We start from the raw sequence: 25,369 nt of genomic DNA on the forward strand, positions 1-25,369 counted from the left end.
TTCGGCCGCTCAGCCGCGGAAGCGGACGAGGTCGTGCAGCGCCGCCCCGCGCGCGGCACCGGACGGGGAGGCGGCCGAGGCGGACGCCGCCGCGCTCAGCGGCTTCGGGGCGGGCAGCCGTTGGCACACCGCGTCCGCGACACCGTGCCCGCGCGGCACCTTGCCGTTGGTCAGATACGTAGCCAGGTGCTTGTCCAGGCAGGCGTTCCCGCTCAGCGTGATGCCGTGGTTGCCGCCGCCCTGCTCCACCACCAGGCTGGAGTTCCGCAGCAGCCGGTGCACCGTGACACCGCCCTCGTACGGGGTGGCCGCGTCGTCGGTCGCCTGGAACAGCAGCACCGGCGGCAGCTTGCCGTTGGCGACGTTCACCGAGCGCTTGGACGAGACCGGCCAGAAGGCGCAGGGCGCGTTGTACCAGGCGTTGTTCCAGGTCATGAACGGTGCCTTGGCGTACACCGCCCAGTTGTCCTTGCGCCACTGCCGCCAGTCGCGCGGCCACGAGGTGTCACGGCACTGCACGGAGGTGTAGACGCTGTAGCCGTTGTCGCCGGAGGCGCCCACGGCGGCGAAGTTGGTGTACGCCTCGACCAGCGGCCCGGTCTTCTTGTCGTTCGCGTACGCCGCGAACGCCTGGGCGAGGTAGGGCCAGTAGCCGTCGTAGTAGCCGCCCGGGATGAAGGTGTCCTCCAGTTCGGAGGCGCCGACCTTGCCACCCGCGGGCTTCTTGGCGAGCGCCGCCCGCATCGCGTACCACTTGGCCTCGATCTTCGCCGGGTCCGTGCCCAGCTTGTAGGTCGAGTCGTGCTTCGCGATCCACGCGACGAAGGCCTGCTGACGGCCCTCGAAGGCGTAGTCCTGCTTGATGTTGTCCTTGTACCAGACGCCCGTCGGGTCCACGATCGAGTCGAGGACCAGCCGGCGCACCCGCTCGGGGAAGAGCTTGGCGTACACCGCGCCGAGATAGGTGCCGTAGGAGTAACCGAAGTAATTGATCTTCTTCGCGCCGAGGGCCCGGCGGATCGCGTCCATGTCGGTAGCCGCGTTGACCGTGTTGATGTGCGGCAGCACGCTCGCGTACTTCTTGCCGCAGGCGGCGGCGAAGGACGTCGCGCGCGAGAGGTTGGCGTTCTCGATCGCGGGAGTGTTCGGCACCGAATCCGGGCGCACCGGTGTGAAGGAGCCCGGCTTGCAGTCGAGCGCCGGGGAACTCTTGCCCACGCCGCGTGGGTCGAAGCCGATGACGTCGTACTGGGCCGCGACCTTCTTGGGCAGGGAGGAGGCGACGAAACCGGCGAGTGAATGGCCGCTGCCACCGGGGCCGCCGGGGTTGACCAGCAGGGGGCCCTGGTAGGTCTTGGCGGTGTGCGGGACGCGGGACAGTGCCAGCGTGATCTTCTTCCCGGACGGATGCCTGTAGTCGAGCGGCACCTTCACGGATCCGCACTGGAGGGTCGGATACCTGGTGGTGCCGCACTTCTTCCATGTGACCTTGGCGGCGGATGCGGCGGCTGCGGGATGCGGCGTGCTCGCGTCGGCGGGGACGGCCGTGAGGGATCCGGCCATGACGACGGCGGCACCGCACAGCGCGGCAGCGCTTTTTCTCATAGGTCCTCCCAGGACGGAGAGGCTGCGGACCGCGGTCTCGCGGTCCTCGCCGCATCGTCCCGGAAAGATCTAGCGGAAGAACGCGTTCTGACGATTCTTGACCCAATTGGGCCGGGTGATGCCCTCGAACGCTCTCAAATGAGCGTGAGTTGAGTCGGTTCGGGCATCGGGGGCGGCGTCGGCTCGGCCGGCTGGATGCGGCGGGCCGCTCCCGCGCGCGCCGGGCCGATCCCGTACTCCCGTGCCAGCTCGTGCACCTGACGGGTGATCCGGCGCTGGTACCACTTGGGGGCGTAGGCGCCCTCGGCGTACAGCCGCTCGTAGCGGCGCACGAGGTGCGGGTGGTGCTGTTCGAGCCAGGTCATGAACCACTCGCGGGCGCCGGGCCGCAGATGCAGCACCAGCGGGGTGACGGAGGTGGCCCCGGCTGCCGCTATCTCCCTTACGGTGTCCCGCAGTTGGGCCGGACGGTCACTCAGGAACGGGATCACCGGCGCCATCAGCACCCCGCAGCCGATGCCGTGCTCCCCGAGGGTGCGCACGACGTCCAGGCGCCGCTCGGGCGCGGGAGTGCCCGGCTCGACGGTGCGCCACAGCTCGGTGTCGGTGAAGCCCACCGAGACGCAGACGCCCACCTCGGTGACCTCGGCCGCCTGGGTGAGCAGGTCCAGATCGCGCAGGATCAGCGTGCCCTTGGTCAGGATCGAGAAGGGGTTCGCGTGGTCGCGCAGCGCGCTCAGGATGCCCGGCATCAGCCGGTAGCGTCCCTCGGCCCGCTGGTAGCAGTCCACGTTCGTGCCCATGGCGATGTGCTCGCCGTGCCAGCGGCGCGAGGCCAGCTGGCGGCGCAGCAGCTCCGGTGCGTTCACCTTGACCACGATCTGCGTGTCGAAGCCGATGCCCGTGTCGAGGTCCAGATAGCTGTGCGTCTTGCGCGCGAAGCAGTACACGCACGCGTGCGTACAGCCGCGGTACGGGTTGACCGTCCACTCGAAGGGCATGCGCGAGGCGCCCGGCACCCGGTTGATGATCGAGCGGGCCCGGATCTCGTGGAAGGTGATCCCGCGGAACTCGGGAGTGTCGAACGTACGTGTGACGACCGCGTCCGCCCCGAAGAGCGCGGCGTCGGCCCGGCTGTGACCGGAGTCCCCGGAGTTCCCCGGGTCCACGGTGAGGTTGTCCCAGCGCATGGCGCCTCCTCGATAGTGCTCCCCACAGAATAGAACATGTGTTCCCTTGATCGTGCGGGTGACTGTACGGACGCCGTTCCCGATCGCCCGCTGTGCCGTGTTCGATCACTTGCCGGGCCCCGATTTGGGGCCCCGGGCGCCGGGGTGATTGGCTTGCCCCAAGCCTGAGAACGGATGTCCTGGAGGAAGCCATGGCGCAGGTCGAGGCCACTACGGAGCGGGTCGTCGCCGCCGACGCGGAGACTGTGTTCGACGCGGTCGCCGACTACAGCGGCACGCGCCCGAAGGTGCTGCCCGAGCACTTCAGCGAGTACGAGGTGCGCGAGGGCGGCGACGGCGAGGGCACCCTCGTCCACTGGAAGCTCCAGGCCACCAGCAAGCGGGTCCGCGACTGCCTGATGGAGGTGTCCGAGCCCTCCGACGGCGAGCTGGTCGAGAAGGACCGCAACTCCTCCATGGTCACCGTCTGGCGTGTGACCCCGGCGGGCGAAGGCAAGTCCCGCGTCGTGGTCACCACCACCTGGAAGGGGGCCGGGGGCATCGGCGGCTTCTTCGAGAGGACGTTCGCCCCCAAGGGCCTCGCCCGGATCTACGACGCGATGCTCGCCAAGCTCGCCACCGAGGTCGAGAAGTAGCCTTTCTGGAGCAACTCCTCTGCCGACGGGCGTCGTTGGCACCTCACCGGTTCGAGTGGATCTCCCCCCGGACCGGAGGCCCGCCGTAACTCGTCGCCTTGCCCACAGTTGTCGCATTGCGCGGCAATCGTGCGGCAGGTGCGACGAGGGAGCGGTACGTGGGCGGGATCACTCTGGTGCAGGACGAGCCGGTCGCGGCGCCCCCCAGCATCCCCGCCCCGCGGCCGGCCCCCGCCCCGCGGCTCGGCCCCCGCGGGGTGCGGCTGGTCTTCGTCGGGCTGATGCTCGCGCTGCTGCTGGCCGCGCTCGACCAGATGATCGTCGCCACCGCGCTGCCGAAGATCGTCGGCGAGCTGCACGGCCTGGACCGGATGTCCTGGGCGATCACCGCCTATCTGCTCACCTCCACCGTCGGCCTGCCCGTCTACGGCAAGCTCGGCGACCTGATCGGCCGCAAGGGCGTCTTCCAGTTCGCCATCGCCGTCTTCGTCGCCGGCTCCGCGCTCGCCGGACGGGCGCAGACCATGGACCAGCTCATCGCCTTCCGCGCGGTGCAGGGCATCGGCGCGGGCGGACTGATGATCGGTGTGCAGGCCATCATCGCGGACATCGTGCCGCCCCGGCAGCGCGGCCGGTTCATGGGACTCATCGGCGCGGCCTTCGGGCTCGCCTCCGTCGCCGGGCCGCTGCTCGGCGGCTACTTCACCGACCACCTGTCCTGGCGGTGGTGCTTCTACATCAACGTACCGTTCGGCCTGGTCACCCTGGCCGTGATCACCGTCGTGCTGAAACTGCCCAGGCCACGGGTCAGGGCCCGCTTCGACGTGTTGGGCGCCCTGCTGCTGGCCGCCGCCTCCACCTGCCTGGTGCTGCTGACCAGTTGGGGCGGCACCGAGTACGCCTGGGGCTCACGCGTCATCCTGGGGCTGAGCGCGGGCGCCGTCGCGGCCACCGCGCTCTTCCTCGTCGCCGAGCGCTTCGCCGTCGAACCCCTCATCCCGCTCAGGCTGTTCCGCGACTCCGTCTTCAATGTCAGCGGCCTGGTCGGACTCGTCGTCGGCGTCGCGCTGTTCGGGGCGGCCAGCTACCTGCCCACCTTCCTCCAGATGGTCGACGGCGCCTCGGCCACCGAGTCCGGACTGTTGATGCTGCCCATGATGGGCGGCATCGTGGCGGCGTCCATCGTCTCCGGGCAGCTCATCAGCCACACCGGCCGCTACCGGATCTACCCCGTCCTCGGCAGCGCCCTGTCCGCCCTCGGCATGTGGCTGCTGTCCCGGCTCGAAGTCGACACGTCCCGGCTCCAGTACAGCGTCTGGATGGCCGTACTCGGCGCCGGGATCGGCCTGGTGATGCCGGTGCTGGTGCTCGCCGTGCAGAACTCGGTGCGCCCCGCCGACCTCGGCACGGCGACCAGCGCCAACAACTACTTCCGGCAGATCGGCGGCAGCGTGGGCGCCGCCGTCTTCGGCACCCTGTTCGCCGGCCGGCTCACCGACGCCCTGCGCGACCGCGTCCCCGCGCGCGCGGGCGCCGCCCTCCCCGACCCCGAGTCGATCACCCCGCAGGCCGTGCGGGCACTGCCGCCGGCCCTGCGCGACGCCTACGTGGGGGCGTACGCGGACGCCATGCCGCGGATCTTCCTCTACCTGGTGCCGGTGCTCGTCCTCGGCCTGCTCATCGCCTTCTTCCTCAAGGAGAAACCGCTGGTGTCCCACAACGCCCATGTGACCGACCCGGAGACCGCGCCGCTGAACCCCACGGTGCCGCAGGCCCGTTCACCCTTCGCCGCCGGCGTGCCCGTCTGCGGCACTGTGCAGCATCCGGACGGCACCGTCGTGCCCCGCGCGGCGCTCACCCTGATCGACGTCGCGGGACAGCAGATCGGCCGGGGCGCGAGCGGAGACGACGGGCGGTACGCGCTGTCCACGCCGGGCACCGGCTCGTACGTCCTGATCGCCGCGGCCGGCGGGCACCAGCCGCAGGCCGTCTCCGTGACCGTCGGCGAGCGGCCCGTCGAACTCGACGTCGTCCTCGGCGGCGCCGGACGCCTCACGGGCACCGTGCGCACCGCCGACGGCAGCCCCGTGCGCGACGCCACCGTCACCCTGGCCAACGTGCACGGCGAGGTCGTCGCCAGCACCCGCAGCGGACGCGAGGGCGGCTACGCCATCACCGAGCTCGTTGCCGGGGAGTACACCCTCGCCGCCAGCGCGCCCGCCTTCCGCCCGGCCGCGCTGCCGGTCAGCGTGCAGGCCGCGCGGGAGACCCGCCAGGACGTCGAGCTCGCGGGCGGGGCCGTGCTGCGCGGGACCGTCCGGGCCAGTGGCGGGCGGCCCGTCGAGGACGCGCGCGTCACCCTCCTCGACGCCGCGGGCAACGTCGTCGACACGCTCACCACCGGACCCGACGGGACGTTCCGGTTCGTCGACCTGTCCTCCGGCGAGTACACCGTGATCGCGGCCGGCTACCCGCCCGTCGCCACGGTCCTCCAGGTGGCGGGTGGAGGACGCACGGAACGGGATCTCCAGCTCGGGCACGAGGACTGAGCAGCTCGTCAGGGGGAGCGCACCACCGCGCGCCGGTGCGCTCCCCCTGAGACCAATTCGCGTATTGCCGCACATCGTGACGGGCCGTCGCCGTACCGTGGTGCCCAAGGGAACAGATCTTGCGCAGCCGTGGGGGAGAGGGGCCTGGGTCATGGACCGTGGCACCGAATGGGGCGTACCTCCGGGCCGCGGAGCCGGGGGTCGCGCGGTGGCGGCGGACGTCCCGGCCGGACGCGTCCCGCTGGCCGTGGTCGTGGTCGACCACGACGGCCTGGTGTCGCACTGGAGCAGGGGCGCGCGGCGGCTGCTCGGCAGAGCCAAGGAAGAGGCGATCGGCAGTCCGGCGGCCGACCTGCTGCCCGTCTCCGGCGCCCTGCCCGACGAGGCGGACAGTGCCCCCTACCGGTCCCACGGCGGCTATGACGGGTTGGGACCCGGCCTGGAGTCCTCTTTGGACGGGCTGTCCTACCCGGCCGCCGGCCGCGCCCGGCTCGCCGTGCCGGAACGGGACCGGGTGGACGTCCTGTGGTGGGCGTACCCGCTGGTCGGCCCGGGGCGGGAGCGGCTGCTCGTGCTCGCCGCCGACGCGGACGGGCTGCGCCACGGCGACGGACACGTTGACGGGGACGAGGGCGCGGACCAGGTCGTGGAGGCGGGCGCGTTCGAGCGCATCGCGCCGGCCTTCGCTCTGCACACCGACTTCCCCGGCGCCGACGAACTCGCGCGCCGGCTGCCCGAGATCCTGCCCAGCATGAGCGTCGGAGAGAGCGCCCGCATCGTCGCGCAGGTGCTTGAACTCGGCTACCCGGTACTGGAGTTCAGCCAGAAGGACCGGGTGCCCGTCACCCCCGACTGGGGTGTGCCGCGGCGGGTCGAGCGCAGGGCGCGCCGCGCGCGGGCCGCGCGGGCGGCGGCCCAGGGAGTGCCCTTATCGGAGGAACCGGCCGACGACGGGGGCGAGGACCTCGAGTACGCCGCCGTGCGCGAGCGCCTGGAGTTCCTCAACGAGGTCAGCGGCAGGATCGGCACCTCGCTCGACCTCGCGCGGACCATCGCCGAGGTCAGCCGGGCCGTCGTCCCGCGCTTCACCGACGTCGCCGGCACCTATCTGCGCGAACAGGTCGTCGCCGGGGAGGAGTTCCCGGAGGGCGTGCCGGACACCAGGACCATGTGGCACCGGGTGGCCGTCGAGCACAACGACGAACCGGGCCGCTGGGACGACGTCGTACCGGTCGGCGAGGCCATGCCGTTCCCGGCGCACACACCGTTCTTCCAGTGCATGACCTCCGGCGAGCCCGTGCTCGTGCCGCGGATCAGCGAGGAGATGGGCCATGCCATCGCCTCGCAGTTCGAGAAGCGCGACATCCGGCCGCTGATCACCCACCGGTCCATGCTCGTCGTGCCGCTGAAGGCGCGCAACGTCGTCCTCGGCTTCATGGTCCTGCTGCGCCACCCGGAGCGCGCCGAGTTCAACGACATGGACCGGGTCACCGGCGCCGAACTCGCCGCCCGCGCGGGTCTCGTGCTCGACAACGCGCGCATGTACACGTACCAGGAGAGCGTTGCCGAGACCCTCCAGGACAGCATGCTGCCGAGCATCCCGGCACGGATGGCGGGCTGCGACCTCGCCACCCGCTATCTGCCCGGCACGCTGCTCGGCCGGGTCGGCGGCGACTGGTTCGACTCGGTCAAGCTGCCCGGGGCCCGCACCGCCCTGGTCGTCGGCGACGTCATGGGACACGGCCTGAACTCGGCCGCGAAGATGGGGCAGTTGCGTACGGCCGTGCAGACCATGGCCGCGCTGGACCTGCCGCCCGCCCAACTGCTGCGCAACCTGGACGACCTCGCGCAGCGGCTCGGCGACACCTACCTGGCGACGTGCCTGTACGCCGTGTACGACCCGATCGCGAGCGAGGTGCACCTCGCCAACGCCGGCCACATCCCGCCGGTCCTGGTGCGCGCGGTCGACGGCCGCAGCGAGCTGCTGGACCTGCCCACGGGGGCGCCCATCGGCGTCGGCGGGGTGCCCTTCGAGGCGGTACGCGTCCCCGTGCGGCCCGGCGACCGGCTGGTGATGTGCACCGACGGGCTGGTCGAGGTGCGTGGCGAGGACATCGGTGTGGGCCTCGCCACACTGTGCGAGTCGGCCGCCCACCCGGCCGCGTCCATGGACGACGCCTGCGACACGATCATCCGCGCCCTGAACACGCGTGGTGGCCGCAAGGACGACGTGGCGCTGCTGATGGCCCGCCTGAACGGCATCGAGCCGGACGATGTAGCCGAGTGGCGTCTGGCCCGCGATCGCGCCGAGGTGGGCCGGGCCCGCGCCGTGGTCCGTGAGCAACTGCACGAGTGGGGCCTGGCCCGGCTGACCGACCCCACCGAGCTGATGGTCAGCGAGCTGGTCACCAACGCCGTACGGCACTCCCACGGCCGACCCGTCGAACTGCGCCTCGTCCGCGGTGACACCCTGCTGTGCGAGGTGGAGGACGACGACCACGACCTGCCCACCCTGCTGAGCGCCGGCCCGCCCGACGAGTCCGGCCGGGGCCTGCGGGTGGTCAGCACCCTCGCCCGCGAGTGGGGCACGAGCCGTACGAACACCGGCAAGACGGTCTGGTTCGAACTCGCCCTGCCTCGCCGCTGACCCGACCCCGGCACGCCACCGCTCGAGGGTCCCGTGCCCCCGGTCCCGCTCCGGCACCCGGTGGTTGTGGGGCCGGGCCTTGGCCGGTAGACCGGAAGAACCCGTCGGTTGTGACGGAACAAGGCGGCTTTGCAGGGGAGTTGGGCATGAGTGCGACGAGCCGGTACCGGCAGGCGTGGGAGGGGTTCTGGAGTGAGGCTCCCGAGGAGCCGGGGTCGGTGTTCTGGGACGCCGGGCCGGAGGTGACCGCGGGTCTCCATCTGCCGCTGCTCCGACCGCACTTGGCCGACCTGGCGCTGCCCCTGGTCGACCTGGGGTGCGGCAACGGCACACAGACCCGGTTCCTCGCCGAGCGTTTCGGGCGCGTCGTCGGCGTCGACATCGCCGCGGCGGCGGTCGGGCACGCCCGGCACGGCGACCGCGCGGGCCGGGCCGCGTACCGGGTGCTGGACGCCGCCGACAAGGGCGAGGTGGAGACGCTGCACGCCGAGCTGGGTGACGTGAACGTCTACATGCGGGGCGTGCTGCACCAGTGCGATCCGGACGACCGGCAGGCGCTCGCCGACGGGATCGCCACCCTCGTCGGCGCGCGCGGCCGGGTCTTCCTCGTCGAACCGTCCGAGTCCGCCCGCCTGGTGCTGGGCGGACTCGCGCGGGACCCCGCCGGTCCGCCGCCCAAGCTCGCTCCGGTCCTCCGGCACGGCATCGCACCCGGCGAAGTCGCCGACGCCGCCGTGCCGCAGTATCTCGGCTCGGCCGGCCTCACCGTCCTGGCAGGCGGTGAAATGCCCCTGGTCACCGCGGAGTTCACCTCCGACGGCACCCGTATCGAGCTGCCGTCGAAGTGGTTCGTGGCAGGCCGCGCCCACTGACCGGCCCGGCGGTCGTGCTCTGCGTGTCAGTGGGACGGCGTATTGTCGCATTGGCGTAGTTTGAAGGGGGTGGGGGTCGAAGCAATCCCTACACGCTGTAGGGTTACGCCCACCCCCCCCCGCAGACCGAACGGAACAGAGACGAGAGGTGGCCGTGTCGATCGTCGCGCCGGAGCCGGACGTCAGTGTCGTCGTCATCGTCTACAACGACGAAGAGCGACTTCCGACAGCCGTAGGTTCCGTCCTCGAGCAAACACTTCGCAATGTCGAGGTGATCATCGCCGACGACTGCTCGACGGACGGCTCCCACGAGGTCGCGCAGGCGCTCGCCGCGGCCCACCCCGACCGGGTGCGGGCGATCCGGCTCCCGGAGAACAGCGGCGGCTGCGGAGAGCCCCGCAACCAGGGCGTCAAGGTGGCCCGCGGCCGGTACGTGATGTTCCTGGACAGCGACGACACCCTGGAGCGGAACGCCTGCCGCAACATGATCGAGGCCGCCGACCGCACCGACGCCGACCTCGTCTCCGGCCTGTGTGTCCGGGTTCACACCGACAGCCGGCACGACAAGCGCGTGCTCTGGTACCCCTGGCTGTACCGGAGCACCCGCACGCTGGACTCCGTCGCCGAGCTGCCGGACCTGTTCGTCTTCGACACCCTGTCGACCAACAAGTGCTACCGGCGCCGGTTCCTGATCGACAACGACCTCGTCTTCCCCCGGGGCATCCACTACGAGGACCTGCTCTTCTCCGCGCAGGCCTATCTGGCCGCGCAGCGGATCACCCTCATCCCCAACACGGTCTACCACTGGAACGTGGTCCAGAAGACCGCCGTCAAGTCGATCAGCAACCGGCGCGGTGAGATCAGCAACTTCGCCGACCGGGTCGAGATCCACCGCCGTATCGACGCCATCCTGGACCGCCAGGGCCAGGACGAGCTGAAGCTGCGCAAGGACATCAAGTTCCTCAAGCACGACCTGGTGCTGTACCTGCGGGATCTGCCCTTCCTCGACGACGACTACCGCCACCGCTTCGCCGAACTGGCCCGCGGCTACGTCCAGGACTTCCCCGACGCTGCCTACGCCGAGCTCGACCGCGTCCACGCCATCTGCGCCCAGCTGCTGCTGCGCGAGGACTGGACCGACCTGATGCCGGCCATCGACACCCTCATCAACCGACACAAGATCTCCGCACCGCTGGCCGAGCGGGGCGGCCGGGTCTACTGGACCGACCGCTACCTCGACGACCCCGAGATGCGCGCCGTCCTGGACGTCACCACCCTCGGCTACCACGCCCGGCCGCTGAACCGGATGGCCCTGCGCAACCGGCTCACCGAGTACGCGGTCCACGGCGGCGACGTGGTGCTCGCCGGCGCGATCGTCAACCCGCTGCACACCATCGACCCCGGCGCCGAGCTCAGCGCCGAGCTGGAGTTCCGGGCCCGCCGCCGCAGCCTCCAGACCTTCCGCTTCCCGGTGCCCGCCCCGCGCCACGAGGGCGACGTGATCGCCTGGCGGGCCCAGGTGCCGCTGGCCCGGCGGCTCAGACCACTCGGCATCATCGACGACGTGTGGGACGTCCGGCTGCACCTGACCGCCGGCGGCAAGCGCACCACCAGCCGGCTCACCGTCGGCGCCGTCGACCTGGAGAACGCCGCGTCCCTGCCCGTCCGGCCCCGCCTGACCCGGCTCATGGCCGACCGGCTCGAGGCGCAGGTGTCCGCCAAGGGCCACCTGGCCTTCCGGCTCATCCAGCAGGGCCGGCTCGCCCGCACCGGCCGTGCCGCCGTGGAGCGCAATCTGCACGGGCGCCCCGCGCGGGCCGCCAAGCGCGCCTACCGCACGCTGCGGGCCGTGCGCCGCGACCTGAACTCCGGCGCACGCAAGCTCCAGGTCTACGACCGCATGCTGCGCAGGCTGCCCGTCCGCAAGGGCACGGTCGTCTTCGAGAGCCACCTCGGCAAGCAGTACAGCGACAGCCCGCGCGCCATCTTCGAGGAACTGCGCCGCCGCAAGACGCCGATCACCCCGATCTGGTCGTACGCCGGCGAGCGCCCCACGGGCTTCCCGCAGGACGTGGAGCTGGTGCGCCGCTGGTCCTGGCGCTACCTCAAGGCGCTCGCCCAGGCGGAGTTCTGGATCGACAACCAGGGCTTCCCGCTGCGGCTCGCCAAACGCCCGGAGACGACGTACATCCAGACCTGGCACGGCTCGGCGCTGAAGCGGATGGGCTTCGACGAGCCCACCTACCGGATGCTGCCCGAGCCGGAGCAGCGCTCCTACCAGCAGGCGCTGGACCGCTTCGACCACTTCGTGGTCCGCGGCGAGCACGACGTGCGCACCCTCGCCCGCGCCTACCGCATCCCCGAGGAGAAGCTGCTGCGCACCGGCTACCCGCGCAACGACGCCCTGGTGCGGGTCCGCGAGGGGGCACCGCTGCCCGCCGACGCACAGCGGCTGGCCGAGCGGCTGGGCCTCGCCCCGGACCGGCGCGTGCTGTTGTACGCGCCGACGTTCCGCGCCCATCCCGACGGCCGCGTACGGGACTTCGAGTTCCCCTTCGACATCGAGGACTTCGCCGCCCGCTTCGGCGACGACCACACCCTCCTCGTCCGCGCGCACTACCTGAACCGGCTCACCCTGCCGCCGTCGGTCGCGGGACGCGTGATCAACGTCAGCGCCGAACCGGACATCACCCCGCTGCTCCTGCTCGCCGACTCCCTGATCACCGACTATTCGTCGGTGATGTTCGACTACGCGCTGCTCCGGCGCCCCATCGTGTTCTACGCCCACGACTGGGAGGAGTACGCCCAGGACACCCGCGGCACCTACTTCGACCTGCTCGCCGAGGCACCGGGCCCCGTCCCGCGTACCGAGGACGAACTGTTCACCGTGATCGGCGACCTGAGCACCGTGCAGTCGAAGTACGAGGCCCGGCTGAAGGAGTTCGTGGACAAGTACGGCGAGTACGACCGCGGGGACGCCGCGGTGCAGATCGTGGACCGTTTCTTCGGCCCCGCAGGAGAGACCCGATGACCCAGCGCGACATCTTCTTCGTGGCCAACGAGGTCAACGAACTCGGCGGTGTGGGCCGCTGGCAGATCCAGATGGCCGGGCTGCTGGCCGAGCGCGGGCACCGGGTCACCGTCGTCGGCATCGCCCCGCCCAACCATCCGATGGCCCTCGGCGACCAGCCGCCGTTCCGGACCGTGACGCTGTACGCCCGCCGCCCGCCGGGCCGGCCCAGGCCGAGCCGCCTGCTCGGCCGCTTCGACCCGGCCGTGCGCCGCCACGAGACCCACGTACGGACCGCCGCGAGCCGGCTCTCGTCGCTGTTCCAGGACGCCCGGCCCGGCGCGATGATCATCGTCGCCCAGGTGTGGGCGATGGAGTGGGTGGCCCTCGCGGACACCGCCGGGCATCGCGTCATCGGCATGACCCACGAGTCCTTCGAGACGTCCCGCAAGTCGTCCCGCTTCGCGCGCGTGAAGAGGTACTTCAAGGACGTCGACCGGCTGCTGGCACTCACCCGGGAGGACGCCGACCACTGGGGGGTCGAGGGCATGAACAACGTCGGTTTCATGCCCAACCCGCTGTCCATCGTGCCCGACACCCCCTCGCCGCGCACCGAGAAGGTCGTCGTGAACGTCGGCCGGCTCTCCCACGAGAAGGGCGTCGACATGCTCCTGGACGCCTGGGCCGAGGCCGCGCCGAAGCAGCCCGGCTGGACCCTGCGCATCTACGGCAGCGGAGAGGCCGAGGCGCAGCTCAAGCGGCAGTGCGCGGAGCTCGGGCTGGAGGACTCCGTCGACTTCGCCGGGCAGACCGACGACGTGCCCGGCGCGCTGCGCGCCTCCTCCGTCTTCGTCCAGTCCTCCCGCGGCGAGGGCTTCCCGCTGGTCCTGCTGGAGGCCATGGCGACCGGCGTGCCGTGCGTGGCGTTCGACTGCGCGCCCGGCGTCCGCGAGATCGTCGCCCACGAGGAGAACGGCCTGCTCGCCCGCCCGGGCAACACCTCCGAACTCGCCCGCCACCTTGTGCGCCTGATGGCCGACGAGCGACTGCGCGACACGATGGGCGACGAGGCCCTGCGCAGCGCCCACCGCTTCGACCCGGACGTCATCACCCAGCGCTGGGAAGACCTCTTCGACTTCCTGGAACGCTGAGGCCCGCACCGCCCGCCGCCCGCGCCCCCGGCACCCCCCGGTCCCCGGGGCGCCGGAGGTGACAGGGGTGTGTCCCCGCCGTTCGCCCACCCGCCGACCTTCACCGCCTCTCCGTAGCCGGTTCGCTGATCGGCGCGTAACGTGACGCTCCATGAAGATCCTCATCAGCGCCGACATGGAGGGCGCCACCGGTGTCACCTGGCCTGCCGACGTGCTGCCGGGGACGCCGCAGTGGGAGCGGTGCCGGGCGATGTTCACCTCGGACGTCGACGCGGCCGTGCGCGGCTTCTTCGACGGGGGCGCCGACGAGGTCCTCGTGAACGAGGCGCACTGGACCATGCGCAACCTGCTGCTGGAGCGGCTGGACGAGCGGGCGCAGATGCTCACCGGACGGCACAAGTCGCTGTCCATGGTGGAGGGTGTGCAGCACGGCGACGTGGACGGCATCGCCTTCGTCGGCTACCACGCCGGCGCCGGCATGGAGGGCGTCCTCGCCCACACCTATCTCGCCAACTCCATCACCGGGGTGTGGCTGAACGACGTACGGGCCAGCGAGGGGCTGCTCAACGCCCATGTGGTCGCCGAGTACGGGGTGCCGGTGGTGCTGGTCACCGGGGACGACGTGGCCTGCGAGGACGCCCTCGGGTACGCGCCCGGGGCGCTCAAGGTCGCCGTGAAGGACCACGTGTCGCGGTACGCGGCCGTGTGCCGCACCCCGGCCCGCACCGCCGCCGACATCCGCGCCGCGGCCAAACAGGCGGCCGAACTGGCGGCCCGTCACGAGCCAGTGGATGGCGGCCCGTTCACCGTCGCCATCGAGTTCGACGCCGAGCACCTCGCCATGGCCTGCACCGTCGTGCCGGGAGTGAGCCGCATCGGGGAGCGCAAGGTGGCCTACACCAGCGCGACCATGTATGAGGCGATCCGTACCTTCAAGGCGGTCACCACGATCGCCTCGTCCGCGATCGAGGAGCAGTATGGCTGACGCGCAGGCGCTGGACGAGGTCGTCGGCTTCACGTCCGACCTGATCCGCATCGACACCACCAACCGGGGCGGCGGCGACTGCCAAGAGCGCCCGGCGGCCGAGTACGCGGCCGAGCAACTCGCCGGGGCGGGACTGGAACCGGTGCTCCTGGAGCGCACCCCGGGCCGGACCAACGTCGTGGCCAGGATCGAGGGCACCGACCCGACGGCGGACGCGCTGCTGGTGCACGGTCATCTGGACGTGGTGCCGGCGCGCGCCGAGGACTGGAGCGTGCACCCGTTCTCCGGTGAGGTCCGCGACGGGGTCGTGTGGGGCCGGGGCGCGGTCGACATGAAGAACATGGACGCGATGATCCTCGCCGTGGTCCGCGCCTGGGCCCGGCAGGGGCTGCGGCCGCGGCGGGACGTGGTGATCGCCTTCACCGCCGACGAGGAGGCGAGCGCCGAGGACGGCTCCGGCTTCCTCGCCGAGCAGCACGCGGGGCTGTTCGAGGGCTGCACCGAGGGCATCAGCGAGTCCGGGGCGTATACCTACCACGACGGCGCGGGACGGCAGATCTACCCGATCGCCGCCGGCGAGCGCGGCACCGCCTGGCTGCGGCTCTCCGCGCACGGGCGGGCGGGCCACGGCTCCCGGGTCAACCGGGAGAACGCGGTGACCCGGCTCGCCGCGGCGATCGCCCGGATCGGCGCCCACGAATGGCCCGTACGGCTCACCCCGACCGTGCACGCGGCCCTCACCGAACTCGCCGCCCTGTACGGCATCGAGGCGGACCTGCGGGACGTGGACGCCCTGGTGGACAAGCTGGGCCCGGCGGCCCGGCTGGTCGAGGCGACGCTGCGCAACAGCGCCAACCCGACCATGCTGGAGGCGGGTTACAAGATCAACGTGATCCCGGGGGAGGCCGTCGCCCATGTCGACGGGCGGTATCTGCCCGGCGGCGAGGAGGAGTTCCGCGCCACCCTCGACGAACTGACCGGACCGGACGTGGACTGGGAGTTCCAGCACCGCGAGGTGGCGCTCCAGTCGCCGGTCGACTCGCCGGCCTTCGCGGCGATGCGGGCCGCCGTCGAGGAGTTCGCGCCGGAGGGCCATGTCGTGCCGTTCTGCATGCCCGGCGGCACCGACGCCAAGCAGTTCTCCCGGCTGGGCATCACCGGGTACGGGTTCTCGCCGCTGAAGCTGCCCGAGGGCTTCGACTACAACGCCCTGTTCCACGGTGTCGACGAGCGCGTCCCCGTCGAGGCGCTGCACTTCGGCGTCCGCGTCCTGGACCGCTTCCTGCGGACCGCCTGAGCCGATGGGGGAAAACGTGCGCACCCTGCCCTGCGGATCGTGGCCCTCGCCCATCGACGCGGCCCTCGCGGCCGCGCACGACGGAAGGCCGGAGTTCCCCGGATTCGTCGGCGACGAGGTGTGGTGGACCGAGCCGCGGCCCACCGAGGGCGGACGCCGGGCGCTGGTACGGCGGCACGCCGACGGCTCGCAGTCCACGGTGCTGCCCGAGCCGTGGAACGTGCGCAGCCGCGTCATCGAGTACGGCGGCCGGCCCTGGGCGGGAGCCGTCGTGGACGGCACGCCGCTGCTGGTGTTCGTGCACTTCGCCGACCAGCGCCTGTACCGGTACGAGCCCGGCGGCGAGCCGCGCCCGCTCACCCCGCTCTCGGCGGTGGGCGGCGGACTGCGCTGGGTCGAACCGCAGTTGCGCCTGGAACACGGCGAAGTGTGGTGCGTGCTGGAGGAGTTCACCGGGGAGACGCCCTCCGACGTACGGCGCGTCCTGGCCGCCGTACCGCTGGACGGCTCGGCGGCCGGGGACCGGGCCGCGGTGCGTGAACTCACCGACGACCGGCACCGGTTCGTGACCGGCCCCCGGCTCTCGCCCGACGGACGGCGCGCGGCCTGGCTGGCCTGGGACCACCCGCGAATGCCGTGGGACGGCACGGAGCTGCTGGTGGCCCAGGTGCGCGCCGACGGCTCGTTCGGCGCGCCCCGGACGGTGGCCGGCGGCCCCGAGGAGTCCATCGCCCAGGCGGACTGGGCCACCGACGGCTCACTGCTGTACGCGAGCGACCGCAGCGGCTGGTGGAACCTCTACCGCGACGGTGAGCCCCTGTGCGTGCGCGAGGAGGAGTTCGGCGGCCCGCTGTGGAAGCTGGGCCAGCGCTGGTTCGCGCCGCTGGACAGCGGTCTGATCGCGGTCGTGCACGGTCGCGGCGCCACCGCCCTCGGCGTGCTCGACCCGGAGACGGGCGAGGTCGTCGACACGGCGGGCCCCTGGACCGAGTTCGACGCGGCGCCGGCGGCGCACGGCGACCGGGTCGTCGCGGTGGCCGCCGGCCCCCGCAGCGCGTACGAGGTCGTCGAGCTGGACACCCGCACGGGCCGGGCGCGGGTGATCGGCGCCGCCCACGACGACCCGGTCGACCCCGCCTACTACCCCGAGCCGCGGATCCGCACCTTCACCGGGCCGGACGGCCGGGAGGTCCACGCCCACATCTACCCGCCGCACCACCCCGAGTGCGTGGCGCCCGCCGGCGAGCTGCCGCCGTACGTCGTGTGGGCGCACGGCGGGCCCACCAGCCGGGCGCCCCTCGTGCTCGACCTGGAGATCGCCTACTTCACCTCGCGCGGCATCGGGGTCGCCGAGGTCAACTACGGCGGATCCACCGGGCACGGCCGCGAGTACCGCAACCGGCTGCGCGAGCAGTGGGGCGTCGTCGACGTCGAGGACTGCGCGGCCGTCGCGCTCGCCCTCGCCGAGGAGGGCACCGCCGACCGCGCCCGGCTGGCGATCCGGGGCGGCAGCGCGGGCGGCTGGACCACGGCGGCCTCCCTGACCACGACCGACGTGTACGCCTGCGGCACGATCAGCTACCCGGTCCTCGACCTGATCGGCTGGGGCAGCGGGGAGACCCACGACTTCGAGTCGCAGTACCTGGAGTCCCTGGTCGGGCCGCTCGCCGAGGTGCCCGGCCGGTACGCGGAACGCTCGCCCGCCGAGCACGCCCACCGGATCACGGCGCCCTTCCTGCTGCTCCAGGGCCTGGACGACGTGATCTGCCCGCCGACCCAGTGCGAGCGGTTCCTCGCCCGGCTGGCCGGCCGGCGGGTGCCGCACGCGTACCTCGCGTTCGAGGGCGAGGGGCACGGCTTCCGCCGGGCCGACACCATGGTGCGGGCGCTGGAGGCGGAGCTGTCGCTGTACGCTCAGGTCTTCGGCCTGGACCCGGCCGGCATCCCCACCCTGGAGCTCGGCGCGTGAAGGAACTCGTCCGCCCCACCCGGCTCGCCCCCGGTGCCCGCGTGGCCGTCGTCGCGCCCAGCGGGCCCGTGCCCGAGGAGCGGTTGCAGGCGGGCCTGGACGTGCTGCGCGGCTGGGACCTGGATCCGGTGGTGGCGCCGCACGTGACGGCCCGGCACGGCACGTTCGACTACCTTGCGGGTACGGACCGCGACCGCGCCGCCGACCTCCAGGGCGCCTGGTGCGATCCGTCCGTGGACGCGGTGCTGTGCGCCCGCGGCGGCTACGGCGCGCAGCGCATGGTGGACCTGCTCGACTGGGAGGCCATGCGGGCGGCCGGCCCGAAGGTGTTCGTCGGGTTCAGCGACATCACCGCGCTGCACGAGGCGTTCGCCACCCGCCTGAGCCTGGTCACGCTGCACGGGCCGATGGCCGCCGGTGTCGACTTCGTCAAGAACGACCGGGCGCAGCGGCATCTGCGAGCGACCCTGTTCGCGCCCGAGACGGTCCGCACGATCGCCTCCGGCGGCCCGGCCCTGGTCCCCGGGCGGGCCCGGGGCGTCACCCTCGGCGGCTGTCTGGCCCTGCTCGCCGCCGACCTCGGCACACCGCACGCGCGGCCCGGCGCGGCCGGCGGCCTGCTGTGCCTTGAGGACGTGGGCGAGGAGGCCTACCGCCTGGACCGCTACGTCACCCAACTGCTGCGGGCCGGCTGGCTCGACGGGGTGCGCGGGGTGCTGCTCGGCTCGTGGGAGAACTGCGAGACCCCCGACCGGGTGCGGGCCCTGCTCGCCGACCGGCTCGGCGGACTCGGGGTGCCCGTCGCCGAGGAGTTCGGCTTCGGGCACTGCGAGGGTGCGTTGACGATTCCCTTCGGTGTCGCGGCCGAACTCGATGCCGACGAGGGCACGTTGACGCTCGACGAGCCCGCCCTTCGCTGACCGTGCGGCGGCCGGGCGCGCGCCGCGCGTAGGGTGACGGCATGCCGCACACCGCAGCCCGCTTCCTCGCCGAGGGGCCCCGCGTGGGCATCCGCCCCTTCACCCGGGAGGACGGCGCCGAGTTCACCGCCCGGGTCCGGGAGAGCGAGGACCTGCACCACCCGTGGCTCTTCCCGCCGGCCACCGCCGAGGCGTACGCCGCCTATGCCCGGCGGCTGATCGAGGACCCGGCGAAGGCGGGCTTCCTGGTCTGCGAGAAGGACGCGGGCGCACTCGCCGGGTTCGTCAACATCAACAACATCGTGCACGGCGCCTTCCGGTCCGGAGCGCTCGGCTACGGAGCCTTCGCGCACGCCGCCGGGCGCGGCCTGATGCGCGAGGGCCTCGACCTCGTCATCGGGTACGCCTTCGGCCCGATGCGGCTGCACCGGCTGGAGATCAACGTGCAGCCGCTCAACACCGCCTCGATCGCGCTGGCCCGCGCCTGCGGCTTCCGCCTGGAGGGCTTCTCGCCGGACATGCTCTTCATCGACGGGGCCTGGCGCGACCACGAGCGGTGGGCGCTCACCGCCGGGATGCGCGCTTGAAGTTGACCTTCATGGTGTCCAGGTCCGTCACGGTCGACCGCAGGTCACGAAAGCCGTATCCGAAGCCGCGCAGGGCGGTCTCCGCGCGGTCCTCCGCGATCGTGGCCGCCATCTCCTCGCCGTCCTCCGCGTCGCACACCACGACGTAGCGCATCGAGAAGTGCTTCAGCGGGGACGGCTCGTACGACAGCGAGCCCTCCTCGGTGAACCGCATGCTGAGCATGCCGTGCTCGTCCGCCTCCGCGCGCAGCCGTTTTTGTGCCTCTTCGGTCAGTGCGTCCCAGGTGCCCCGGACGATCACCCGGTAGGTGTGCTGCTCGCTCATCGAAACTCCGTACTTCTCCATGCTCGGCCATCGGCCACAGGGGTCGACCGGCCGACTCTACGGCGCCCGCGACGCGCCGGCCACGGAATATCGCCGCGCCCGCTCAGCCCCGGCGGTCCATGTACTCGTACACCGTCCCGTCCGGGTGCAGGGCGATCAGGTTCCGGCCGACCGGTGTCGGGACCGGCCCGGCGACGATGTGCGCGCCGAGCCCGGTCAGCACCCGGTGGGCCTCGTCGACGTCCTCCACGGCTATCGTCGCCGTCACCTTGCGCAGCACCTCCAGCTGCGACTCGGGGCCGCTCATCAGCAGGAAGCAGCCGACCGCGGCCACCTGGACGCCGCCCTGTTCGAAGCGGAGAGCTCTGGCGCCCGCGAGACCTTCGTAGAACGGGACGGCGGTGTCCAGATCGTTGACGCAGACGCGCAGGGTGGTTCCCAGAATCTCCATGCGCACGAGCGTAGTTGGGGGTGTCCGGGGAGGTGATCGTTTCACCGGATCGCCCGGCGACGCCCACCCCCTCCGCCACATCCCCGGACCTCCCCGGACGGCGTTATGCGTACGCCAGTGCGGGTACTCGCGGTTCATGAAGGGCTTGGATCACCTGGAGCACTTGGACAAGCAACTGGTCGACGAACTGGCGCAGGTGGCGCGTGAGACGGTGCGCGACGAACTGCGCGACCAGACCCGCAGGCGGCGTCGCACCGCCACGCTGTACGCCGCGTCCGGCGCCGTCGCCCTGTACGCGGGCGCGGCTCTCGCGCTCGCTGTGGGGCTGGCCCTCGCGATCGGGCTGCCCGGCTGGGCCGCCGCACTGATCACCGCGGCGATCCTGGGCGCGGCGGCCTACGCGCTGCGCGAGGCCGCCCGGCCGTCGGCGCCGCGGCCCGTCCCGGACCGCGGCGCGGACCTCGCGGCCGGACACGACCCGGGCGCCCCAGCCGCGGGCGGCACCGGAGCGGCGGCGGGCGCGGCCGGCAGGGCGGCGGGTGCGGCGCACCCGCCCGTGCCGCCGATGCCGCCCGCGCCTCCGTCCGGAGCGACCCGGCCGGAACGCCCCGGCGAGACCGAGCCGGGAACGGACCACCGGGCCTGACACCGCGTCGCGTTCCCTGTCGCGTTCCCTGTCGTCCCGAACCGCGTTCCGACCTGTTGGAGCGTGACATGACACCGGGCGCCCGCTCGCCCCCGGCCCGCGGGCGCCCGTCCGTGTCCGCCCGCGGCAGCCGCGGGCGGCCGGCCCGGTGCCGGGAGACGTTTGGGTGCCCAGGCCAGGGGGACGCGGAAGGTTCCGCAGCAGGTACGCGACCGCGCCGGAGGCGAACCGTGAGTCGACCCCGCATCGTGATCGTCGGCGCCGGCTTCGCCGGCTACCGCACGGCCCGGACCCTGTCCAGGATGTCCCGGGGCAAGGCCGACATCACCCTGCTGAACCCGACCGACTACTTCCTGTACCTGCCCCTGCTGCCCCAGGTCGCCGTGGGCCTTCTGGAGCCGCGCCGGACCGCCGTCTCCCTCGCCGGCACGCTGCGCCACGTACGGCTGGTCCTCGGCGAGGCCGACGGCATCGACATGGACGCGCGCACCGTGCACTACACCGGCCCCGAGGGCGGCGAGGGCACGCTGGCCTACGACCGGCTGGTGCTCGCCGTCGGCAGCGTCAACAAGCTGCTGCCGATCCCAGGCGTCGCCGAGCACGCGCACGGCTTCCGTGGCCTGCCCGAGGCCCTGTACCTGCGGGACCACATGACCCGCCAGATCGAACTGGCGAGCAGCGAGGACGACCCCGAGACCTGCTCGGCCCGCTGCACGTTCGTCGTCGTGGGCGCCGGCTACACCGGTACCGAGGTCGCCGCGCACGGGAAGATGTTCACCGACTCGCTGGTGCGCAGGTACCCGCCCCGGCAGGGCATCCGGTCGCGCTGGCTGCTGCTGGACATCGCGCCCCGCGTGCTGCCCGAGCTGGACGAGCGGCTCTCGGCCACCGCCGACCGCGTGCTGCGCAGGCGCGGCGTCGAGGTGCGCATGGGCACCTCCGTGAAGGAGGCCACGCACGAAGGGGTGCTGCTGACGGACGGCGAGTTCGTTCGCAGCCGCACGCTCGTGTGGTGTGTCGGCGTACGGCCCGACCCGCTCGTGGAGAGCACCGGGCACCCGCTGGAGCGGGGACGGCTCGTCGTCGACCCCTTCCTCCAGGTGCCGGGGCGGCCGGAGGTGTTCGCGTGTGGGGACGCGGCCGCCGTGCCGGACCTGGACAACCCCGGCCGCTACACCCCGATGACCGCCCAGCACGCCTGGCGGCAGGGCAGGACCGCCGCGGTCAACGTCGCCGCCTCGCTCGGCGTCGGCGAGGCCCGCCCCTACCGCCACCGCGACCTGGGCTTCGTCGTGGACCTGGGCGGCGCGCAGGCCGCCGCCGACCCGCTCGGCGTCCCGCTGTCCGGGCCGGTCGCCGGCGCGGTCACCCGCGGCTACCACCTCGCGGCGATGCCCGGCAATCGCGTCCGGGTGGCCGCGGACTGGCTGCTGGACGCCGTACTGCCGCGCCAGTTCGTCCAGTTGGGCCTCGTACGGTCCTGGTCCGTGCCCCTGGACACGGCCTCCCCGGAGCTGGCCCGCGTACCGGGCGGGCCCGAACGGCAGGCGAGGACGACGACTGGCTCCGAACCGGGAGAGCCGGCCGACGCCGCGCCCGGCGGAGCCCACCTCGCCCCCGGCCCGGTCAAGCGAGACGACATACCCGCGGAAGGAGACTCATGAACACCGACGAACTCGTCGAACTCGGCCAGCAACTGCGCGTCGACAGCGTGCGCGCTGCCGCCGCGGCGGGCTCCGGGCACCCCACGTCCTCCATGTCCGCCGCCGACATCATGGCGGTCCTGCTGGCGAACCATCTCCGCTACGACTTCGACCGGCCCGAGCACCCCGGCAACGACCGCTTCGTTCTGTCCAAGGGACACGCTTCCCCGCTGCTGTACTCCGCCTACAAGGCGGCGGGCGCCATCGACGACGAGGAACTGCTCACCTTCCGCAAGCTGGGCAGCCGCCTGGAAGGGCACCCCACCCCGCGTCGGCTGCCGTGGGTGGAGACCGCCACCGGATCCCTCGGGCAGGGCCTGCCCATCGGCGTCGGGATCGCGCTCACCGGCAAGCGGCTGGACCACGCCGACTACCGCGTCTGGGTGCTGTGCGGGGACAGCGAGCTGGCCGAGGGCTCGATCTGGGAGGCCGCCGAGCACGCCGGGTACGAGCACCTGGACAACCTGACCGTGATCCTCGACGTCAACCGGCTCGGCCAGCGCGGCCCCACCCGGCACGGCCACGACCTGGACGCCTACGCCCGCCGCTTCCGCGCCTTCGACTGGCACACGATCGAGATCGAGGGCCACGACGTGGACGCCGTCGACCGCGCCTTCGGCGAGGCGGTCTCCACGCGGGGGCACCCCACCGCGATCATCGCCCGCACCTTCAAGGGCAGGGGCGTCAAGGACGCCGAGGACCGTGAGGGCCTGCACGGCAAGCCGCTGAAGGACCCCGAGGAGGCGGTCGAGGAGCTGGGCGGCGTCCGGGACATCCGCGTCCGCGTGCACGAGCCGCGCTCGGCCCGTTCGCTGCACGCCGTGGGCGACGGCAACCTCGAACTGCCCCGCTGGGACAAGGGCGAGAAGGTCGCCACCCGCGACGCCTACGGCCAGGCGCTCGCCGCGCTCGGCACCGCGCGCGGCGACGTCGTGGCCCTCGACGGCGAGGTCGGCGACTCCACCCGCTCGGAGTTCTTCGCCAAGGAACACCCCGAGCGCTACTTCGAGTGCTACATCGCCGAACAGCAGATGGTCGCCGCCGCCGTCGGAATGGCCCGGCGCGGCTGGGTGCCGTACGCGTCGACGTTCGCGGCCTTCCTGACCCGCGCGCACGACTTCGTACGGATGGCCTCCGTCAGCGGCTCCGGCATCAACCTCAACGGCTCCCACGCGGGCACGGCGATCGGACAGGACGGGCCCAGCCAGATGGGTCTGGAGGACCTGGCGATGATGCGCGCCGTGCACGGCTCGACCGTGCTCTACCCGTGCGACGCCAACCAGGCCGCCGAGCTCGTCGCACGGATGGCCGACCTGGACGGCGTCCGCTATCTGCGCACCTCGCGCGGGGCGAGCCCGGTGCTCTACGGGCCCGAGGAGGACTTCCCCGTCGGCGGCAGCAAGGTGCTGCGCTCCTCCGCACGGGACCGGCTGACCGTCGTCGCCGCGGGCGTCACCCTGCACGAGGCGCTCGCCGCCGCCGACGCCCTCGGCCGGGACGGCATCGCGGTCCGGGTGATCGACCTTTACTCGGTCAAACCGGTCGACCGGGACACGCTCCGGGAGGCCGCCGAGGACACCGGCTGCCTGCTCACCGTGGAGGACCACCACGCCGAGGGCGGCATCGGCGACGCCGTGCTCGACGCCTTCACCGACGGACGCCCGGTGCCGCGCCTGGTGCGGCTCGCCGTCCGGGAGATGCCGGGCTCGGCCTCACCCGCCGAGCAGCTGCACGCCGCGGGCATCGACGCCGAGTCGATCGCGGCCGCCGCGCGGCTGCTGGTGGAGGAATCGGTCGTGCGGTGAGTGACGGGGCGCGCACCGTACGTACCGGCGGTCCTCGGGGGGCTCGACCCCGTGGGTGAGGGACGCCCGCGCCCGCGCAGGTTTGGCCATGGAGCCTTCGGCCACCCGGGGGAGGAGAGGTGGCCATGGTGAAGAGAGAAAACACCGCGGAGTCGCAGGATTCAGGAGAGTCGGTGTCCGGGCCGAGGCCGTTGGAGGTGCTGCGTGAGGCGCGGGCCCAGTTCGCCGAGCTGACCGGTCTGGCCGTCGAGTCCGTGACGTCTTTCGAGCAGACGGAGGACGGCTGGTCGCTGGAGGTCGAGGTCCTGGAACTGGCCCGGGTGCCCGACACCATGAGCCTGATGGCGAGCTACCGGGTGGAACTCGATCCGCGGGGGCAGCTCACCGGCTACCGGCGCGTGCACCGCTACGAACGCGGCCGCGCCGACGCCCGCCGGACCGGCGGCCACTAGACCGCCTGGCGCGCGGCCGGCGTCCGAAGACGCATACACGCGCGGCAGACACAGACGCAGCAGACACAGACGCGGCAGACACAGACGCAGCAGACACTGACAAGGAGGCGCGGTTGGCATGACCGTTGTCCCGGCACAGACGTCCGGCGGCACAGGCGGCAGCAGCGGCCTGTACGACGTACTGGAACTCGTCCTCGACCGGGGACTGGTGATCGACGCGTTCGTGCGGGTCTCCCTGGTCGGCATCGAGATCCTGAAGATCGACGTACGGGTCGTCGTCGCCAGCGTCGACACCTACCTGCGCTTCGCCGAGGCCTGCAACCGGCTCGACCTGGAAGCCGGCCCGCACCGCACCCCCGGCCTGCCCGACCTGGTCGGCGAGGTCACCGAGTCCGGCGCACGCGGCAAGGCCAAAGGCGCGCTGTCCGGCGCCGCGCAGACCGTCTCCGACGCCTTCCACCAGGGCCGCCAGGAACACGCGGACGACAGCGGGCAGCGGCCCAGGGCCCGCAAGGCCGCCCCCGCCCGCCGGAAGGAGGAACAGGAGTGAGCACATACGTCTACGCCATC

The 25,369-nt window shown here is 72.4% G+C and carries 20 protein-coding genes; 16 read left to right on the plus strand and 4 right to left on the minus strand.

Going from position 1 to position 25,369, the window contains the following annotated elements:
* Positions 1 to 9: 9 nt before the first annotated feature.
* Positions 10 to 1,605, minus strand: coding sequence for an alpha/beta hydrolase (locus ACIQFZ_RS32430; protein WP_402692881.1), 1,596 nt, complete (start codon positions 1,603 to 1,605; stop codon positions 10 to 12).
* A gap of 134 nt (positions 1,606 to 1,739) precedes the next feature.
* Positions 1,740 to 2,795 carry an Rv2578c family radical SAM protein gene (locus tag ACIQFZ_RS32435; RefSeq protein ID WP_383057811.1) on the minus strand — a complete coding sequence of 352 codons (1,056 nt, stop codon included), beginning with the start codon at positions 2,793 to 2,795 and terminating at the stop codon, positions 1,740 to 1,742.
* Between the two features lie 191 nt (positions 2,796 to 2,986).
* Here ACIQFZ_RS32435 and ACIQFZ_RS32440 point away from each other — a divergent pair, with 191 nt between their 5' ends.
* From ACIQFZ_RS32440 to ACIQFZ_RS32490, 11 genes are all read left to right on the plus strand, one after another.
* Positions 2,987 to 3,430, plus strand: a complete 444-nt coding sequence (locus ACIQFZ_RS32440; RefSeq protein WP_365419146.1) for an SRPBCC family protein — start codon at positions 2,987 to 2,989, stop codon at positions 3,428 to 3,430.
* A 158-nt stretch (positions 3,431 to 3,588) separates the two neighbouring features.
* Positions 3,589 to 5,979 carry an MFS transporter gene (locus ACIQFZ_RS32445; RefSeq protein ID WP_376653039.1) on the plus strand — a complete coding sequence of 797 codons (2,391 nt, stop codon included), beginning with the start codon at positions 3,589 to 3,591 and terminating at the stop codon, positions 5,977 to 5,979.
* A gap of 151 nt (positions 5,980 to 6,130) precedes the next feature.
* On the plus strand, positions 6,131 to 8,626 hold the full coding sequence (locus ACIQFZ_RS32450) for a SpoIIE family protein phosphatase (RefSeq protein WP_402692882.1): 2,496 nt from the start codon (positions 6,131 to 6,133) through the stop codon (positions 8,624 to 8,626).
* Between the two features lie 146 nt (positions 8,627 to 8,772).
* Complete coding sequence (locus ACIQFZ_RS32455; protein WP_365419154.1) at positions 8,773 to 9,498, plus strand: class I SAM-dependent methyltransferase; 726 nt, start codon at positions 8,773 to 8,775, stop codon at positions 9,496 to 9,498.
* A 154-nt stretch (positions 9,499 to 9,652) separates the two neighbouring features.
* Positions 9,653 to 12,529, plus strand: a complete 2,877-nt coding sequence (locus ACIQFZ_RS32460; RefSeq protein WP_365419157.1) for a bifunctional glycosyltransferase family 2 protein/CDP-glycerol:glycerophosphate glycerophosphotransferase — start codon at positions 9,653 to 9,655, stop codon at positions 12,527 to 12,529.
* Entirely contained in the window at positions 12,526 to 13,659 is a 1,134-nt protein-coding gene (locus ACIQFZ_RS32465; protein ID WP_365419160.1) for a glycosyltransferase, read from the plus strand. The genes ACIQFZ_RS32460 and ACIQFZ_RS32465 overlap by 4 nt, the downstream gene beginning before the upstream one ends.
* Before the next feature lie 151 nt (positions 13,660 to 13,810).
* Complete coding sequence (locus ACIQFZ_RS32470; protein WP_365419163.1) at positions 13,811 to 14,644, plus strand: M55 family metallopeptidase; 834 nt, start codon at positions 13,811 to 13,813, stop codon at positions 14,642 to 14,644.
* On the plus strand, positions 14,637 to 15,941 hold the full coding sequence (locus tag ACIQFZ_RS32475) for a M20/M25/M40 family metallo-hydrolase (RefSeq protein ID WP_376653033.1): 1,305 nt from the start codon (positions 14,637 to 14,639) through the stop codon (positions 15,939 to 15,941). Before ACIQFZ_RS32470 ends, ACIQFZ_RS32475 begins: the two co-directional genes overlap by 8 nt.
* 4 nt (positions 15,942 to 15,945) lie before the next feature.
* Positions 15,946 to 17,910 carry an LpqB family beta-propeller domain-containing protein gene (locus ACIQFZ_RS32480; protein WP_402692883.1) on the plus strand — a complete coding sequence of 655 codons (1,965 nt, stop codon included), beginning with the start codon at positions 15,946 to 15,948 and terminating at the stop codon, positions 17,908 to 17,910.
* Positions 17,907 to 18,830: an LD-carboxypeptidase gene (locus ACIQFZ_RS32485; RefSeq protein WP_402692884.1), complete on the plus strand. Its 924-nt coding sequence runs from the start codon at positions 17,907 to 17,909 to the stop codon at positions 18,828 to 18,830. The genes ACIQFZ_RS32480 and ACIQFZ_RS32485 overlap by 4 nt, the downstream gene beginning before the upstream one ends.
* Before the next feature lie 41 nt (positions 18,831 to 18,871).
* Complete coding sequence (locus tag ACIQFZ_RS32490; protein ID WP_365419172.1) at positions 18,872 to 19,417, plus strand: GNAT family protein; 546 nt, start codon at positions 18,872 to 18,874, stop codon at positions 19,415 to 19,417.
* On the opposite strand, the gene ACIQFZ_RS32495 is transcribed toward ACIQFZ_RS32490, so the two are convergent.
* A complete protein-coding gene (locus ACIQFZ_RS32495) occupies positions 19,395 to 19,742 on the minus strand; it encodes a DUF6204 family protein (RefSeq protein WP_402692885.1) in 348 nt (115 codons plus the stop codon). The two genes, ACIQFZ_RS32490 and ACIQFZ_RS32495, sit on opposite strands and share 23 nt — an antisense overlap.
* A gap of 103 nt (positions 19,743 to 19,845) precedes the next feature.
* Positions 19,846 to 20,193, minus strand: a complete 348-nt coding sequence (locus tag ACIQFZ_RS32500) for a VOC family protein (protein WP_376407377.1) — start codon at positions 20,191 to 20,193, stop codon at positions 19,846 to 19,848.
* 136 nt (positions 20,194 to 20,329) lie between these two features.
* On the opposite strand from ACIQFZ_RS32500, the gene ACIQFZ_RS32505 reads away from it, so the two are divergent.
* From ACIQFZ_RS32505 to ACIQFZ_RS32525, 5 genes are all read left to right on the plus strand, one after another.
* Entirely contained in the window at positions 20,330 to 20,839 is a 510-nt protein-coding gene (locus ACIQFZ_RS32505) for a phage holin family protein (RefSeq protein ID WP_402692886.1), read from the plus strand.
* Between the two features lie 230 nt (positions 20,840 to 21,069).
* Positions 21,070 to 22,503, plus strand: a complete 1,434-nt coding sequence (locus ACIQFZ_RS32510; RefSeq protein WP_376654772.1) for an NAD(P)/FAD-dependent oxidoreductase — start codon at positions 21,070 to 21,072, stop codon at positions 22,501 to 22,503.
* Positions 22,500 to 24,347, plus strand: a complete 1,848-nt coding sequence (locus ACIQFZ_RS32515; RefSeq protein WP_402692887.1) for a transketolase — start codon at positions 22,500 to 22,502, stop codon at positions 24,345 to 24,347. The genes ACIQFZ_RS32510 and ACIQFZ_RS32515 overlap by 4 nt, the downstream gene beginning before the upstream one ends.
* A gap of 125 nt (positions 24,348 to 24,472) precedes the next feature.
* Complete coding sequence (locus ACIQFZ_RS32520; protein WP_402692888.1) at positions 24,473 to 24,799, plus strand: gas vesicle protein; 327 nt, start codon at positions 24,473 to 24,475, stop codon at positions 24,797 to 24,799.
* A gap of 118 nt (positions 24,800 to 24,917) precedes the next feature.
* Entirely contained in the window at positions 24,918 to 25,349 is a 432-nt protein-coding gene (locus ACIQFZ_RS32525; RefSeq protein WP_383057831.1) for a gas vesicle structural protein GvpA, read from the plus strand.
* Positions 25,350 to 25,369 lie beyond the last annotated feature (20 nt).

The sequence above is a fragment of the Streptomyces sp. NPDC093064 genome, from assembly GCF_044754605.1.
In the GTDB taxonomy this organism is placed as follows: domain Bacteria; phylum Actinomycetota; class Actinomycetes; order Streptomycetales; family Streptomycetaceae; genus Streptomyces.

Bases quoted from the DNA above. Each gene is read 5' to 3' on its own strand.
- ACIQFZ_RS32430 (WP_402692881.1), bottom strand. From the start codon at position 1,605: ATGAGAAAAAGCGCTGCCGCGCTGTGCGGTGCCGCCGTCGTCATGGCC.
- ACIQFZ_RS32435 (WP_383057811.1), bottom strand. From the start codon at position 2,795: ATGCGCTGGGACAACCTCACCGTGGACCCGGGGAACTCCGGGGACTCC.
- ACIQFZ_RS32440 (WP_365419146.1), top strand. From the start codon at position 2,987: ATGGCGCAGGTCGAGGCCACTACGGAGCGGGTCGTCGCCGCCGACGCG.
- ACIQFZ_RS32450 (WP_402692882.1), top strand. From the start codon at position 6,131: ATGGACCGTGGCACCGAATGGGGCGTACCTCCGGGCCGCGGAGCCGGG.
- ACIQFZ_RS32455 (WP_365419154.1), top strand. From the start codon at position 8,773: ATGAGTGCGACGAGCCGGTACCGGCAGGCGTGGGAGGGGTTCTGGAGT.
- ACIQFZ_RS32465 (WP_365419160.1), top strand. From the start codon at position 12,526: ATGACCCAGCGCGACATCTTCTTCGTGGCCAACGAGGTCAACGAACTC.
- ACIQFZ_RS32470 (WP_365419163.1), top strand. From the start codon at position 13,811: ATGAAGATCCTCATCAGCGCCGACATGGAGGGCGCCACCGGTGTCACC.
- ACIQFZ_RS32475 (WP_376653033.1), top strand. From the start codon at position 14,637: ATGGCTGACGCGCAGGCGCTGGACGAGGTCGTCGGCTTCACGTCCGAC.
- ACIQFZ_RS32480 (WP_402692883.1), top strand. From the start codon at position 15,946: ATGGGGGAAAACGTGCGCACCCTGCCCTGCGGATCGTGGCCCTCGCCC.
- ACIQFZ_RS32490 (WP_365419172.1), top strand. From the start codon at position 18,872: ATGCCGCACACCGCAGCCCGCTTCCTCGCCGAGGGGCCCCGCGTGGGC.
- ACIQFZ_RS32495 (WP_402692885.1), bottom strand. From the start codon at position 19,742: ATGAGCGAGCAGCACACCTACCGGGTGATCGTCCGGGGCACCTGGGAC.
- ACIQFZ_RS32500 (WP_376407377.1), bottom strand. From the start codon at position 20,193: ATGGAGATTCTGGGAACCACCCTGCGCGTCTGCGTCAACGATCTGGAC.
- ACIQFZ_RS32505 (WP_402692886.1), top strand. From the start codon at position 20,330: ATGAAGGGCTTGGATCACCTGGAGCACTTGGACAAGCAACTGGTCGAC.
- ACIQFZ_RS32515 (WP_402692887.1), top strand. From the start codon at position 22,500: ATGAACACCGACGAACTCGTCGAACTCGGCCAGCAACTGCGCGTCGAC.
- ACIQFZ_RS32520 (WP_402692888.1), top strand. From the start codon at position 24,473: ATGGTGAAGAGAGAAAACACCGCGGAGTCGCAGGATTCAGGAGAGTCG.
- ACIQFZ_RS32525 (WP_383057831.1), top strand. From the start codon at position 24,918: ATGACCGTTGTCCCGGCACAGACGTCCGGCGGCACAGGCGGCAGCAGC.